11 protein-coding genes are annotated in these 15,138 nt (G+C 43.8%); 7 read left to right on the plus strand and 4 right to left on the minus strand.

Annotated elements, in window-relative coordinates; genetic code table 11:
* Positions 1 to 115: 115 nt before the first annotated feature.
* From CJD36_RS20470 to CJD36_RS20480, 3 genes are all read right to left on the minus strand, one after another.
* The gene (locus CJD36_RS20470) at positions 116 to 2,392 is read right to left on the minus strand and encodes a zinc-dependent metalloprotease (protein ID WP_105041068.1); all 2,277 of its coding nucleotides are present in this window, start codon (positions 2,390 to 2,392) and stop codon (positions 116 to 118) included.
* 576 nt (positions 2,393 to 2,968) lie between these two features.
* Positions 2,969 to 4,258, minus strand: coding sequence for an NHL domain-containing protein (locus CJD36_RS20475; protein WP_161499399.1), 1,290 nt, complete (start codon positions 4,256 to 4,258; stop codon positions 2,969 to 2,971).
* Positions 4,259 to 4,526: 268 nt separating this feature from the next.
* The gene (locus CJD36_RS20480) at positions 4,527 to 5,777 is read right to left on the minus strand and encodes an aminotransferase class I/II-fold pyridoxal phosphate-dependent enzyme (RefSeq protein WP_105041070.1); all 1,251 of its coding nucleotides are present in this window, start codon (positions 5,775 to 5,777) and stop codon (positions 4,527 to 4,529) included.
* Between the two features lie 183 nt (positions 5,778 to 5,960).
* Here CJD36_RS20480 and pafA point away from each other — a divergent pair, with 183 nt between their 5' ends.
* Together pafA and CJD36_RS20490 are read left to right on the plus strand one after the other, a co-directional pair.
* On the plus strand, positions 5,961 to 7,592 hold the full coding sequence (gene pafA / locus CJD36_RS20485) for an alkaline phosphatase PafA (RefSeq protein ID WP_105041071.1): 1,632 nt from the start codon (positions 5,961 to 5,963) through the stop codon (positions 7,590 to 7,592).
* Between the two features lie 128 nt (positions 7,593 to 7,720).
* Positions 7,721 to 9,157 (plus strand): hypothetical protein, encoded by a 1,437-nt coding sequence (locus CJD36_RS20490; RefSeq protein ID WP_105041072.1) that lies wholly within the window; start codon positions 7,721 to 7,723, stop codon positions 9,155 to 9,157.
* 12 nt (positions 9,158 to 9,169) lie between these two features.
* On the opposite strand, the gene recF is transcribed toward CJD36_RS20490, so the two are convergent.
* Entirely contained in the window at positions 9,170 to 10,330 is a 1,161-nt protein-coding gene (gene recF, locus CJD36_RS20495) for a DNA replication/repair protein RecF (RefSeq protein WP_105041073.1), read from the minus strand.
* 60 nt (positions 10,331 to 10,390) lie between these two features.
* Here recF and CJD36_RS20500 point away from each other — a divergent pair, with 60 nt between their 5' ends.
* The 5 genes from CJD36_RS20500 (at position 10,391) to CJD36_RS20520 (ending at position 15,123) form a co-directional block, all read left to right on the plus strand.
* Positions 10,391 to 11,575, plus strand: coding sequence for a Kelch repeat-containing protein (locus CJD36_RS20500; protein ID WP_105041074.1), 1,185 nt, complete (start codon positions 10,391 to 10,393; stop codon positions 11,573 to 11,575).
* 186 nt (positions 11,576 to 11,761) lie between these two features.
* The gene (gene pdhA / locus CJD36_RS20505; protein ID WP_105041075.1) at positions 11,762 to 12,754 is read left to right on the plus strand and encodes a pyruvate dehydrogenase (acetyl-transferring) E1 component subunit alpha; all 993 of its coding nucleotides are present in this window, start codon (positions 11,762 to 11,764) and stop codon (positions 12,752 to 12,754) included.
* Between the two features lie 159 nt (positions 12,755 to 12,913).
* Positions 12,914 to 13,609, plus strand: coding sequence for a tetratricopeptide repeat protein (locus CJD36_RS20510; RefSeq protein WP_105041076.1), 696 nt, complete (start codon positions 12,914 to 12,916; stop codon positions 13,607 to 13,609).
* Positions 13,610 to 13,854: 245 nt separating this feature from the next.
* Entirely contained in the window at positions 13,855 to 14,514 is a 660-nt protein-coding gene (locus CJD36_RS20515; protein ID WP_133162738.1) for a hypothetical protein, read from the plus strand.
* 9 nt (positions 14,515 to 14,523) lie between these two features.
* Positions 14,524 to 15,123 carry a hypothetical protein gene (locus CJD36_RS20520; protein WP_105041078.1) on the plus strand — a complete coding sequence of 200 codons (600 nt, stop codon included), beginning with the start codon at positions 14,524 to 14,526 and terminating at the stop codon, positions 15,121 to 15,123.
* Positions 15,124 to 15,138 lie beyond the last annotated feature (15 nt).

Here is a 15,138-nt window from a genome sequence, read left to right on the forward strand (position 1 = left end):
GTAACAAAGATAATCGCAATTGAACATTTTATTCAACACAATTTTCCCCATGTTCTGTTAATAAAAACGGCCGCCATTTCGGTGGCGGCCGTTAGTGAAATTTCGCTCTAAGCTATTAATAAACAACCAGTTTCTGCGTCTTAGTCAAACCGCCCGTTGTAGTCTGTACCATATAGATACCTTGTACCTGTATGTAAGACTGTGGTATCTCTATACGAGCTTCGCTGCCCACTATTGGCTGGCTTGTCTTGTAGATAACCTTACCTGCTATGTCTGATACAGTTACTTCGGCCACAGTGTTTGCAGCATCTTTAACTACTACAAATGCGTTACCGCTTGTAGGGTTAGGAACAACTACTGCATCCAGGTTGCCCATTACAACGTTATCGACGCCGGCAGGGTTAGGGCTGAAGTTCAACCTGTCGAGGTAGAAATTGTTACCTGTGCTGATCTCATAACCATTATGGTCTACACCAGGCAGGTAACGGAAACGGAATACTACATAAGAACCACGTGCAGCTGTAGGTATGGAGATCGATTTAGCAACCCAGTCGGCATTGCTTACCGGAACATATGGAGTAGATATAGCCCCCTTGTTCAGGAGCTCGCCCTTAGCCAATACTTTAAGTGTTGTCCAGGTCTTAGCTTTATCTACAGAATAAGAAATGATCATTGTATCTGTGATATCCAATGAATTACTAGAACGTGAAGCACCCGTGGTGAAGAAGTTCATGTTGCAGTTACCAGATGCCATTGCAGTGAGATCTACAGCAGGGCTGAAGAAATCATCATAGTCACCTTTAGGCATACCAGTAGGAGGATAAATGCCAAGCATAGGATTAACACGGCTATCAAAACCGTTGTACTTCATAGAATGGTTGTCATAAAAACCGTTATACGCATGCTCCCATTTGAACTCGTTATCGTAGTAATTAAATGTTGGCCATTTAGCCAGTGTTTCATCAGGGTTGAACTCTTCAACAATGTTAGATGCCGGTGTGGCATTGGCATCAGTAACGAAAACTGACTTATCGAATATCACTGTGGTATCTCCGCTGTGGTTACCGGTAGCTTTCATAGTTATGTTCACCCATCCACCATCGGTAAATGCATTATTTACAAAACTTGAAAACGTTGGGTTAGCGATAGTAGTTGTTGGCGTAGTTGCGCCATTAGAGAATGACCATACGAGGCTGGTAACGGTATCATTCCATGTCTTGTTAGTAAACCTCAATTGTGTGCCGGGGCAGGTAAACATCTGCAGGCGAGTTGAGTAAGTACTATTGAATTCAGGAATTGGTTTAAGATCGGGCCTTGCTGCCAATGCACCTGTATACAAAAGGTTGGTATCATTCCAAAGATGGTTTCTACCAGCAACCGAGGCATTCAATGTAGCATGCATACGCTCAACTTGTCCTTTTGTGAACATCTTGGAACAATAAGTATAGTCCATGATATTCTCAGAGTTAGTTGTATCAGGGTAGTTGACCAAAGAGTCGAGACCAGCCATATTAGGATAGATCTTGAAGTAGTTATGTGCACAAGCAGTATCATATAATGCTGCCGGGGTGCAACCTGTAACATTATGGCCCAAAGTTGGCGGGGTATCATCTACGTTATCACTACCACCATCGGCACAGCTTCCGGCGCCGGCGCTGTTATTACTACCCCATGGGTGATCGAGAAAGAAGCAATGACCTATTTCATGATTCAGTGTATTATCGTTTACTATGTAGTCGTACAATGAGATTACACCATCATAATATGGAATAACATCAGCGGTAGGTGGCTGATATGCATAAGCCGCTGCACCCGTGTGCGCACCACTGAACTTATTGATGAACCACAGATTAAGGTAAGAAGACGGAGACCAGTCATCGTATTTAGCCTTATCGCCTCCATTGCTGGCCAGGTAAGTTCTGTGACGAGTTATGCCGTGTGTTGGATTGCCCAACGGATCTTTGGTAGCAAGATGCAACCTTATATGCGGATTACCTATGTACTTTTTGAATGGTTCAATAACAGTAGCTGTATCAGAGTTTTGCTTTGCAAATACAATATTCCAGGTTTTCACCGCATCAAACACTGTATTATCGGTCATGTACTCAACGCCGTAGTCATGAACAATATGCACTACCACCGGAATATCATACCAGAAGTTAGCGCTGTCGGTCATATCAGTAGTAGTGGACTTTTTAGCCATCCTGCTGTAGTCAATGTGCTTCAGCGCTTCTGCGATCTGTTTGTTCAGATCTGCTTCACGAATCAATATTTCAGGATGAGCTGCCAATATTTCTTTGCGCGCCTCGTCTGTATGGCAATGTTGTTGTCCATAACTAAGTCCTGACAACAGCATGGCTGTTAGAGAAAAAAATAAAGATTTTTTGTTCATATCTATTGCTTAGAGAGGGTCAAAGTTAATAAAAATATAAAAATGAGGAGTTTTAATTTTTTAACTTCTAAATAGGAATAATCTATTCATTTTCAGGGATAATAGGAGTGGCAATTGGCCCGGTCGATGGCAGTTGGTTGGGGGATTAAGCTGTGACTGAGGTGGGAGTTCGCAAGGAGACGCTTGCAGGCGAAAGGACGAAGCGGACGCTTCGGACCAATGAAACATACAAAACGAATAAGTCCCGATGCGCCGGTCTGGAGACCGGCAGCCGCAAGGACGTAGTCAGAGACTAGGCCCAGCATAAGGGGGAGGAGTTCGCAAGCGAGACGCTTGCATGGGTGAGGACGAAACGGACGCTTTGACCAGTGCAGGACGGAGAAAAGAGCACAGAGCAGCAATCCAGGCTTAGCGGCATATAACAAGGGCGGGCCGCAAATGCGACCCGATGACTGTTGGCTGGGAGGCTCAACAGCGGCAAATGATGCCTCAAAAAGAGTTAAGGTACGCTAATCCGCAAGATCATCAATCAGTCATTCTATAGAAAATTGGGCATTTGGGATGTCTGGTCCAATGTTATAGTTTCACAAACTTGCTTGTTTCTTTGTTGTTGACAAATACAAAATACACTCCGGCATTGAAATTGGCAATACTGACCTGAATTTTGTCCGAGTGATAATGACTGCTGTATACGATCTTCCCTTTAATGTCGGTAATCTTTAACTCTCTGATTGTCTCGGTTGAGCTTATGGAAAGTGTTGTATTTGCCGGATTGGGGTATATGCCCACATGTACTTGCGAGACTACCGGCACTACAGCAGATATAGGTGCAGGCGTAACTTTCCGAACGCAGAAATTGACCTCGTCACAAAAGTAGAAGTTTCCAAGCGAGTCCATTGCCATATCGTTCGGCCACCTTATTTCCGCATTAATGGCAAGTCCGCCATCTCCACTAAAGCCGGCCGACCCTGTGCCAACCATCGTGGAAATAATACCTGATGTGTTTATCACACGAATACGACTATTGTCACAGTCAGATATGTATATGTTCCCGGACGTATCAATAAAAAGTCCTCCAGGGCGAGCTATGTGGGCCGCTGAAGCAGGTCCTCCATCTCCGTAGAAGCCAGAGCTACCAGTTCCGGCAAATGTGGTGATAATACCTGAAGTATCCACTTTACGAATTACATTATTAAAATAATCACAAAAATAAATGTTTCCTACTTTATCCGTTTTAATGTCATCAACCAGTTGAATCTCAGCCAAAGTTGCAGCGCCACCGTCGCCGCTATAGCCCGCAACTCCAGTCCCTGCAAATGTTGTTATAATGCCGGAGGTATCTACTTTACGAATGTGATTTGTATACTGGTCTGGGATATACACATTGCCAACATTATCTACACCAATTCCATATGGAGAAGAAATCGCAGCGGCTGTTGCCGGCCCACCATCACCACTATATCCGCTTGATCCGTTACCCGCAAAAGTGGTGATGATTCCAGCTGCGTCTATCTTGCGCACCCGTGAAGAGTGCATTTCAGATACGTAGAGGCTGGTTCCAAACATTACCAATTCGGCAGGGCCATCTATACCGGCTGCAGTGGCGGGGCCACCATCACCCGAATACCCACCTCCATTACCGGCAAACGTAGTAATAATACCGCTTGTATCTATTTTTCGTATCCTGTTGTTTGAGTAATCTGAAATATACATATTCCCCACTGCATCCATTGTGATGCCGAATGTTTCAGTCATTGTTGCAGCGGAAGCGGGGCCGCCGTCTCCGCTAAAACCAGAAACGGTTCCAACACCTGCTATGGTAGTGATAATCTGGGCTTTTGCAAAAAAAGGGATTAGAAAAATCATAATACATAAGTTCTTCATAGGGTTTGTTTAAACGAAGATAAAATATTTTTTAATTGAAAAATACTACATGTAATTTTAGCTTTACAAGTAACGTTGTCTCGTCACTGATATTGTGAGGCCTTCTGAAGACAATTCCAAATGAACAGCACTGCAACAGTGAACGCCATGAGGACTATAAAAAGCGAGAGCGCAGAAAAATCTGCGCTCTCGCTTTTATATTTGAACTTTTAATGTAGTCTATTTACTTTATACTAACGACTATGTACTACTATGCAAACACCCCTACGTTGGGCATTTCCTGAGGGTATAGTTTGTTTTCGAGTTTGCTGCGAACGGCATCGAATGCTGCCAATGTTTCGTCGATATCCTGATCGGTATGGGCTGCAGTAGGTATGATACGCAGTTCAATCTGTCCCTTAGGGATAACAGGATAAACAACTACAGAGCAGAAGATATCGTGGTTCTCACGCATATCGCAGGTAAGCTGAACGGCATCGTACAGGCCACCCTTCATGAATACAGGTGTTACCGGAGTGTTGGTTGTGCCCAGATCGAAACCTCTGTCGCGGAAACCCTGCTGCAGACGACGAACGTTGTGCCACAGTTTTTCGCGCAGTTCAGGCCTGTCGCGGAGTAATTCAAGACGCTTAAGGTTACCTACCACAAATGCCATTGGTAATGACTTAGCGTATATCTGCGAGCGCATGTTGTAGCGCATGAAGGTCAGTATCTTTTTATCAGCAGCAAGGAAACCACCTATGCTGGCCATAGACTTAGCGAATGTAGAGAAGTATACATCGATACCGTCTATACAATTCTGCTCGTCGCCTATTCCTGCACCACGGCTACCCATGGTACCGAAACCATGTGCATCATCTACAAACAAACGGAATTCATATTGATCTCTCAGCGCAATGATATCCTTGATAGCACCCTGGTTGCCGCTCATACCAAATACACCTTCTGTGATCACCATAATACCACCGCCGGTCTTCTTTACCATTTCGGTAGCACGTGCCAGCTGCTTTTCGCAATCAGCAATATCATTGTGCTTGTATACATAACGATGACTAGGTATCATACGCAGACCATCAATGATACATGCATGTGATTCCGCATCGTAAACAACTACATCGTGACGGCCACAAAGTGTATCAATAGCAGATACCATACCCTGGTAACCAAAGTTGAACAACATAGCATCTTCCTTACCAACAAATACAGCCAGTTCTTTCTCTAACTGAAGGTGGTAGTCAGAGTTTCCACTCATCATACGCGCACCCATTGGAGAAGCAAGGCCAAATTTAGCCGCTGCATCAGCATCAGCCTTTCTTACCTCGGGGTGGTTAGCCAGGCCCAAGTAGTTGTTAAGGCTCCAAACAATTTTCTCCTTACCATTAAACTTCATGCGGTTTCCGATCTCTCCTTCCAGCTTAGGGAATGCGAAATAGTTTGGCGCTTTTTCTGCGTAGTCCCCGATAGGACCCAGCCTGTTTGCAAATTTGGCAAAAATATCCATGTTCTATTATTTAATTTACTAATTTAAAAATCTTAGCAAAAGCAAAGCGATCTGTTGAAAATCAAAAAATATGCTCTACTTGCAATTACCGGAAAAATATCCGAACATTTGCGCAGCGAAATTAATAAAAATATAACTGCCTGTTCATTACTAATTTTGCACATTTGTTACTAAACTGTATTAATGAAACGTTATTTCTTAGCAATTCCGGCATTTTTCATAGCATTTCAGACCATTGCGAAGCAACCAACCAAGGTAACAAGGCCCAAACTGGTGGTGGGAATAGTAATTGACCAGATGCGCTGGGACTACCTGTACCGGTTTAACGACCAATACGGAAAAGGTGGTTTTAAGCGGCTGATGAAAGATGGTTTTAACTGCCAGAATACCATGATCAATTACCTGCCGTCTTACACAGCCCCGGGGCATTCGTGCATTTATACCGGATCTGTACCCTCTATACATGGGATAGCCGCTAATGACTGGTACGACAATTTCACGGGCAAGAAAATGTATTGCACGGATGATACTGTAAGGGAAATAAATAATGGTATTGTTGGCGATACGTCTATGAGTCCGCGCAACCTGCTGACCACAACCATTACGGATGAGCTTAGGCTGGCCACCAATTTTCGCAGCAAAGTATATGGCATATCTATAAAAGACCGAGGCGCTATATTGCCGGCAGGACACCTGGCCAATGGCGCTTACTGGCTGGATGATACCACGGGCAGCTTTTGCAGCAGTACCTATTATAAGAATACCAACCCCACATGGCTACAAGCATTTAATAAAAGAAAAGTTGCGGACAGCCTGATAAAACTTACGTGGACACTACTCGACCCGACCAATAAGATCTACACGCAAAGCCTTGCTGACGATAACAAATATGAAGGGAAATTTAAGGGAGAGGGTGCGCCCATATTTCCGCACGACCTAAATAAATTAAGAGGAAAGGATAGGTACAATTCTTTTAAAGCTACAGCGGGCGGTAATTACCTGACCCTGCAAATGGCGATGGCCTGCAGAGATGGAGAAAAGCTTGGCGAAGGTGAAGAAACAGATTTCCTGGCAGTGAGTTTTTCGAGTACTGACTATACCGGCCATCAGTTCAGTCCGAACTCTATGGAAGTGGAAGATGCTTATCTGCGGCTGGATATGGACCTGGCTACCCTACTCGACTATCTTGACGAGACCGTTGGTAAGGGTGACTATACCGTTTTCCTTACCGCAGATCATGGCGCGGCACATAATCCGCAGTTCCTTATAGACAATGGTGTGCCGGCGGGCTTTGTGGATCAAGATTATAAAAAAGACCTCAATACCTACCTTGATGGTATCTATGGTCAAAAAGATATCATAAAACATTTTACCAATTACCAGTTTTATGTCAACGAGGCTGCGATAAAAAGTGCTAATCTAGACAGGGGTAAAGTAAGGGAAAGCATCGTTACCTACCTTAACACCAAACCTGAATTTCAGTATGTGGTGGATATGGAGAACATGAACCGAACGGCAGTACCTGAGCCAATACGCACCATGCTGGTAAATGGTTACTACCGGGGCCGAAGCGGCAGTATAGAGGTGGTACCTAATCCGGGATGGTTTGAAGGACATAGCAAGACCGGCACCACCCATGGCACATGGAATCCGTATGACGCGCACATTCCGTTGCTTTGGTACGGCTGGGGTATTCCTAAAGGCGAGACGAATACTGTGGTGAATATGACAGACATATCGGCCACACTAGCGGCATTGCTGCACATACAGATGCCGAACGGGTGTATAGGGAAACCGATATTAATGGCGAAATAGCTCAATGGCTGAATGGCTCAATTGAATTGCCAGTGTGGTCGTTTGGCAACAATTAATGATAAGGACAATTATTAACTCTTATGTTTATTAGTGACAGAGCAAATTTAAAACGGACTATTTCAGTTTTTATGCGGTGGCATGTCGTTGCTGCTGCGATCTTACTTGTGTCGTGTGGACAGGGTGCCGAGCATAAGGAGAGTAATGGTACGAGTGTGTCGAATCAATCTGCTAGTTATGATAATACGCTGTCGACCGGGGTTGTAAAGGACACCGTAGTTTGCAAAAATGATGGGGCGCAGAGCTATGCGCTATACCTGCCCAAAGACTATAGGAGTAAAAAGGCATGGCCGTGCATCATCTTATTCGATGCGCATGCCCGCGGCGCACTGCCCTTGCGGATGTATAAGGATATCGCTGAAAAATATGGTTTTATACTAATTGGTTCCAATACATCTAAGAACGGCATTGCTGCAGAAGTAACTGATAAAATTGTCAATACGCTGTGGAATGACATACACCAACGGCTGAATATTGATACCAGCCGCACTTACACCAGCGGATTCTCGGGCGGATCTAAAGTGGCGAGTATGATTGCCACGAACCATGGTGGTATTGCAGGTGTAATAGGTTGTGCAGGAGGATTTCCTAATACGGGTCAAGCGGCACAACCAACGTTTGACTATTTCGGCATTGCAGGTAATTATGATTTTAATATGCCTGAGATGCTACAATTGGATAACTACCTGGATCAGAAAAAATCAACTCATTTTTTGCTTACCTGGCCGGGCATTCACGCATGGGCGCCTGCAGAAGCGTTCAGAACCGGTGTACTCTGGATGACCGTAAATAGCATGAAAGCCCACCGGCTAAACCGCAACGACGCAGTAATTGCGGACCTAATGATGGACCTGAACAAGCATATTAGCGAGGCTATATTAAAGAACGATGAGCTAACTGCTGTCCGATTGCTTAGCGGCACTGTTACCGTTCTGGAAGGGCTTACGGACGTGACGGGCTATAAAAAACAATTGGCTGCGCTTACCAATGGCGGCACCTATGCTTATTCATTGAAAGCAATGCAGCAGTTACTGCAAAAAGAACAGGCTCAGTGCCAGGAGATGGCCGGGCAATTTACCGCTCAAAATGAACAATGGTGGGCAGATAAGATCACAGCGATCGACAAAGTGGCAACCCATACCAAGATGGTTCAGGAAGCTAATTCTAACAGACGGGTTTTGGCGTTCCTGGGGTTCATCAGCTACATGAATGTTTCCCGCGCCATATCAACAGGAGATATGGTACATGCTGCCAGCCACCTTAAGATATTTAAGATGGCAGACCCTAGAAATCCGGACTGTAGCTATTTTGCGGCAATCGTAAGTATGAAAAACAAGGACACCAAAGCGGCAATAACCGCGCTCAATGAAGCGGCGGCGTTGGGTTATAGCGATGTAGAGCAACTAGCTGCCGAACCGGCATTTGATTCTTTACACAATGGTGCCGATTTCCAGAAGATCGTAGCATTGGTGAGGGATAATCATGATGGAAAATCGTTAGTTCATTGATCTTAGGAACATCTACAAATGAATAAACCCTATCTCCGCTTCCGGCCCAAAAGCCTGGCGAATTCGCTCGGGGTGGGTATCTGTGAGGATGACCTGGCCGAAGGTTTTATCGCGGATGATGGAGAGGAGGGCTTCCATGCGGCTTTGGTCGAGCTTTTCGAAGATATCATCGAGCAGTAATATGGGTAAGTGGCCGAGTACCTTGCTGAGGTAGGCATATTGCCCGAGTTTCAATGCAAATAAGAAGCTCTTCTTCTGGCCTTGCGAACCAAATTGTTTCAGGATCATTCCGTTCAAGGAAAACTCCCAGTCGTCTTTATGAATACCCCGCAGAGTGCGCTGTAAGCGCAGATCTTGATCCAGACCATTCACCAGCCATTCTTCCATGCTCTTGTTGTTGAGATCGGCGGTATAGGACACTTGAATGATCTCTGCTCCCCCACTCAACCTGTGGTAAAACTCATTGAGCAAGGGCATAAAATCTATAAGAAATTTGCTCCGTTGCCTGTGGATATAAGTGGCATCGGCAGCTAACTGTTCGTTGTAAAAATCAAGTTCAGAGTAATCAGTCGTTGATTTGAATGCCTGCAACTTCAGCCAGGCATTGCGCTGCAACAATATGCGCTGGTAATGCATCAGCCGTTCCAGGTATTCTTTATCTACCTGTCCGAGAATGCTATCTACCCAACGGCGACGAGGCTCGCTACCACCATTGATGAGCTCTGTATCATCGGGCGCTATCATTACCGCTGAGTAGCGGCCTATGTGGTCGGTAAACTTTTCGTAGGCAACCTCATTCTTAAACACCTCTTTTTTTGCGGCCTTCCATTTGCAGCTGATCGTCTCCAGATCTGCGCCATGCTCAAACTTGCCGGTTACCCTGAAACCGTCCAGACCCATTTGTACACTATTCTGCTGATAGGCACTGAAGTAACTTTTGGTATAGCAGAGATAATAGACCGCATCGAGCAGATTGGTCTTGCCACTGCCATTAGCACCTGTAATACAGGTAACAGGCGCAGCAAACTCAAACACCGAAGAGCTGTAGTTGCGGTACTGTATAAGCTGGATCTTATTAAGTCGGAGGTTGTTGGTCAATGGCTGCAAGTAATACTTTGCAAAAGTAATTGGTATTGCGCAATACTTGTTGGCGACATCACCGACAACGATCAAAAAAACTAAAGTGGATTATATAAAACAATCATCTACATTTGACAAACAAAATTATACACTATGAAGAAGATGTTACTTAGTTGCATTGCAGCAGCAATGTATTTTGGCGCAACCGCGCAAAGCTGGACTGTAAAGGCAGACATGCCGGCCGGCCGAAAATTTTGCGGAGCCGCCGCAGGAAGTGAAGTTATCTATGTAATAGGCGGAATAGACAATATAGGAGTAACAGCAGACAACTTTGCCTACAGCCCATTGGCCAACACATGGAGTAGCAAAGCACCAATGACCTATGCAAGAGGTGAATTTGGCGTGGCCACTGTAAACGGAAAAATTTATGCTATAGGTGGTTATGACGGAGCCGGGATAGTAAATTATGTCGAAGAATACGATCCGGCAACAGATGCCTGGACAACTAAGGCAGCCATGCCTACCGCCCGCTCTCAGTTCTCTCTGGCAGTAGTACAAGGCATAATCTATGTAACCGGCGGTTACCCCGGCAGCTTTACGTCAACGGAAGCCTACAACCCGGCAACCAATACATGGACAACAAAAGCGCCAATGCCATTCGGATTGCTGCAGAACAACGGCGGAGTATGTTTGAACAATAAATTCTATGTATGTGGCGGAAAAAACTTGTCGAGTTCTGTAACCTACAACTCGGTGTATGTATACACCCCGGGAACTGATAGCTGGACCACAGCGGCAGCAATGCCGGCCACAAGGTTTGGCGGAGCAACGGCGGTTCTGCATCATAAGGTGTATTATTTCGGCGGATCGACCAGCGTGCTGCTACCAACATTCAATACAGATTTTTGTTTTGATTCTGTAACTCAAGTATGGACATCTGCTACACCCTTGTTAAGACAGCGCAACAGTAGTGCGGCAGTTACTTACGGAGATGAGATCTACCTGTTTGGCGGAACTGACAGTAATTCTAATGTTATACCCTGGACGCACAAATTTAACCCCGGCACAACCGGCATTAGCGAATTTTCTAATAACGAACATTCAACCATGTCCGTATATCCTAACCCTTCAAACGGAAGTACCGTATACTTACAGGTAAACACTCCTTCTCAGGAGCAGATTTCTGTAACTATTTATAACACTGCGGGGCAATTGGTTAAAACAGTAGCGGTTAATAACAACCAACAGAGTGAAATCACCTTTGATGGACCCGGCATATACTTTATAAAAGCCACGTCAAATAACCTTAGCCTTTCATCTGTTGTTACGATACAATAATAGCAGATTGAGGAGCAAGTAAATTATTGACGCCATACCATTAAAAGGTGTGGCGTTTTTAATTAGTGGTGTTGTCTAAGGCAATGCAATCGATGACGTAAATAATCGGCCGGGGTACCAATATATGTTTAGTATAACAGCGATTAGAAACGAAAGTTTTTATAAATTCGCACAAATTTAATTATAGTGCAAACACCGTTCGATAAGAAAACATACCTGTATTGGTATGAGCTGATGATGCTTATGCGTCGCTTTGAGGAAAAGGCAGGTCAACTGTACGGCATGCAGAAAATACGTGGTTTTTGTCATCTTTATATAGGTCAGGAAGCAGTAGCGGCAGGTATTATGTCTGCTACAAAAGATACTGACAATATGATCACTGCTTACCGCGACCATGGATTGGCAATAGCAAAGGGCATATCGGCTGACGCTTGTATGGCTGAATTATATGGTAAAGCAACAGGATGCACCAAGGGTAAAGGAGGCAGTATGCACTTCTTCTCTAAGGAGAAGAGATTCTTTGGCGGTCATGGTATAGTGGGTGCCCAGATAGGATTGGGTGCCGGTATAGCTTTTGCAGAACAGTACCAGGGTACTGACAATGCTACTATTTGTATGTTTGGTGATGGTGCTGCCCGCCAGGGTATGCTTCATGAAGCATTCAACATGGCTGTACTGTGGAAGCTGCCTGTTATTTTCATTTGTGAGAATAATGGCTACGCTATGGGTACATCAGTAGAGCGTACTTCTAAGGTATTGGATATATACAGATTGGCGGATGCCTACGATATGCCTGGTGACAGTGTAGATGGTATGAGCTGCGAAGAGGTACATAAGGGTATAGAACGTGCTGTGCGCCGTGCGCGTGAAGGTGGCGGACCAACCTTCCTGGAAATAAAGACTTACCGCTACCGTGGCCACTCTATGAGCGACCCTGCAAAGTATCGTAGTAAGGAAGAACTGGAAGAGTATAAGGAGAAAGATCCTATTACAAATGTGTTGAAAACCATTATGGACAACAACTTTGCTACCCAGGAAGAAATAGACGCGATCAACGAAAAAGTAAGAGTGGAAGTAGAAGCTTCTGTAAAATTTGCTGAAGAAAGTCCGTACCCAGATGACAGCGAACTGTACAAAGACATCTATATGGATGAAAATTATCCATTTATAGTTGATTAAAGAAGACAATATTAACTAATGGCTGATCAAAACGACAACCATAAGCAGGTGGACAATCTGTTTATAAAGAAGTTTTGGGTTAATGGTATATATAATTATCTTTGCACACTTCTTAAAATATCACAACTAACATAATTAAACAGATTTTTTAAAATACTCATGGCAACAGAAACAAATACTCCTGAAGTAGATCAACCGCATAATTACGACCTTGACGCAAACCCGCTGGATAGTGTTGTAGTGGCCTATGAAAAGAATAAGAAAATACTAACTACAGCACTTACCGTATTAGTAATAGCTGGTGTAGGTTTCTTTGGTTATCAGAAATGGTACAAGGCTCCTAATGAAGAAAAGGCATCAAGTGCTATGGCTATGCCACAGCTTTACTTCCAGGCAGATTCTCTGAACCTTGCCCTTAATGGCGATGGTAAGAACATTGGTTTTGCCAAGATAGAAAAGAAGTATGATGGTACTGCAGCAGGTAATATGGCCCGCTACTACGAAGGAATCTGCTACATGAGAATGGGTGAATTTGACAAAGCAATCACTGCTTTGAAAGGATTTGATGGCAAAGGCACATTGCTTGCTTACCAGGCATGGGGTTCTATCGGCGTTTCATACATGGAAAAAGGCGACAAGAAAAACGCTATTGAATACCTGAAGAAAGCTACCGGTAATGCAGCTGATGGCATGATCACACCTATGTATCTGTATCAGTTGGGTCTTGCTTATGAAGCAGATAACAATGCAGCTGAAGCAAAGGCAGCATTCCTGCGCATACGTGACGAGTATCCACGTAGTATGGTAGCCCGCGATATGGACAAGGAACTGGCTAAGCTTGGTGTTCTTGATTAATTGACAATTCAGATTTTATTTATAGATCCCCGTTACTTTGTATCGGGGATTTTTTTGTGTCTGAACCAGGATTTTTAAAGGATTAAAGGATTAAAGGATTTTCTTGATGCCAGGTGTTCGATCAGAAAACAGTATCAGTGAAAGCATAAATGTACGTGGGTGACAAATTGACTTCCTATTAGTACATTTATATCATTATACTATCCAAACGCGAGGTGCTTGAGTTAAACAATAAACCATTACCAATGATAAAAGCGATCTTGCTCCTGCTCTGTTGCATGCCTGTCATAACTCTTGCACAGGCAAAGCAGCCCAAAAAGCTGACAAAAGAAAACACTATTAGCCGATACATTGTAAGACAGGTTTCAATAATCGATACATCATATACGCAGCACACCTTTTTATCGAAACTTACCCCCATTGATGATACGTCACTTGGCGAAATGCTGATAAGGAAGGTGCTGAATGGAAAAATAGATGCTTACAATAAAAAGGAAGACCACAATCTTATACCAATAGATATGAGGGAAGTAAGATCATTGGTGGCACCTAGAATTGATACAGTAGAGGTGGAGGATCCCGTAACAGGCAAAATATTTACCCGTGTTGTAAAATCTGACTTTCATTATGAAACAATATGGAAATACAAATTACTGGAGGAATGGAAATATGATAGAAGCACCGGAACTACAGATGTAAAAGTAACTTCAATAGGACTGATGAAAGATGGGTATGGTGATGATGGATCGTACCATGGTGCGCAGGTGCTGCTCTGGCTGAAATACAGTGATGTAGCCGACGTTTTGCAAAAGTATTACAGGTCACATCCGCTTGCCAACATATCCACATCCCTTTGGACAAGTTACTTCACTGAAAACTACCGCGATGGAAGCGGCACCAGATAATTGACACCCATGAACAAGATTATTGTATTTATTTTGACGCTCATATTTACATGTAGTGCATCTATTGGGCAGAGTAAGAAAAAACAGGCTAAAAACACAGCTGCTAACAATACAGCTGCGTGGCATAAGATAGTACTTAGATCTGTTTATATCTATGACACTTCTGACTATTACATACAGGACCATGAAAAACTTGCAACAGAGCCTGATACAACACTTGCTGGCATCCTTACTTCTATGGTTTTTGCCAAACAATTACATGGCTATACACTGGAAGGGGATAGGCTTAAGGATACATTGTCTATGGAAAGGCTAATTCATTTTATGCAGTTCAACAATTTTTCATTTTATCTCGTAACTAAATATAAATTACTTGAGGAATGGAGATATGACCCGGCAACCCTTACCACAAAAATAAAGATCCTTGCAGTAGCACCTGTGTTGGCAGTATTTTCAGAAGATGGAACTTATAGAGGCCCCGTAAGCCTGTATTGGCTGAAATACGATGATGTAAAAGACATAATTGCAAACTATGAAACCAAACATCACAACAAACAGCTCACCAATGCCCTTATGCACAATTATGCAATAGGAACTGAAGGGCAATAGTTACGTGGCAGCAAT

It is taken from the genome of Flavipsychrobacter stenotrophus (genome assembly GCF_002954265.1).
GTDB lineage: Bacteria > Bacteroidota > Bacteroidia > Chitinophagales > Chitinophagaceae > Flavipsychrobacter > Flavipsychrobacter stenotrophus.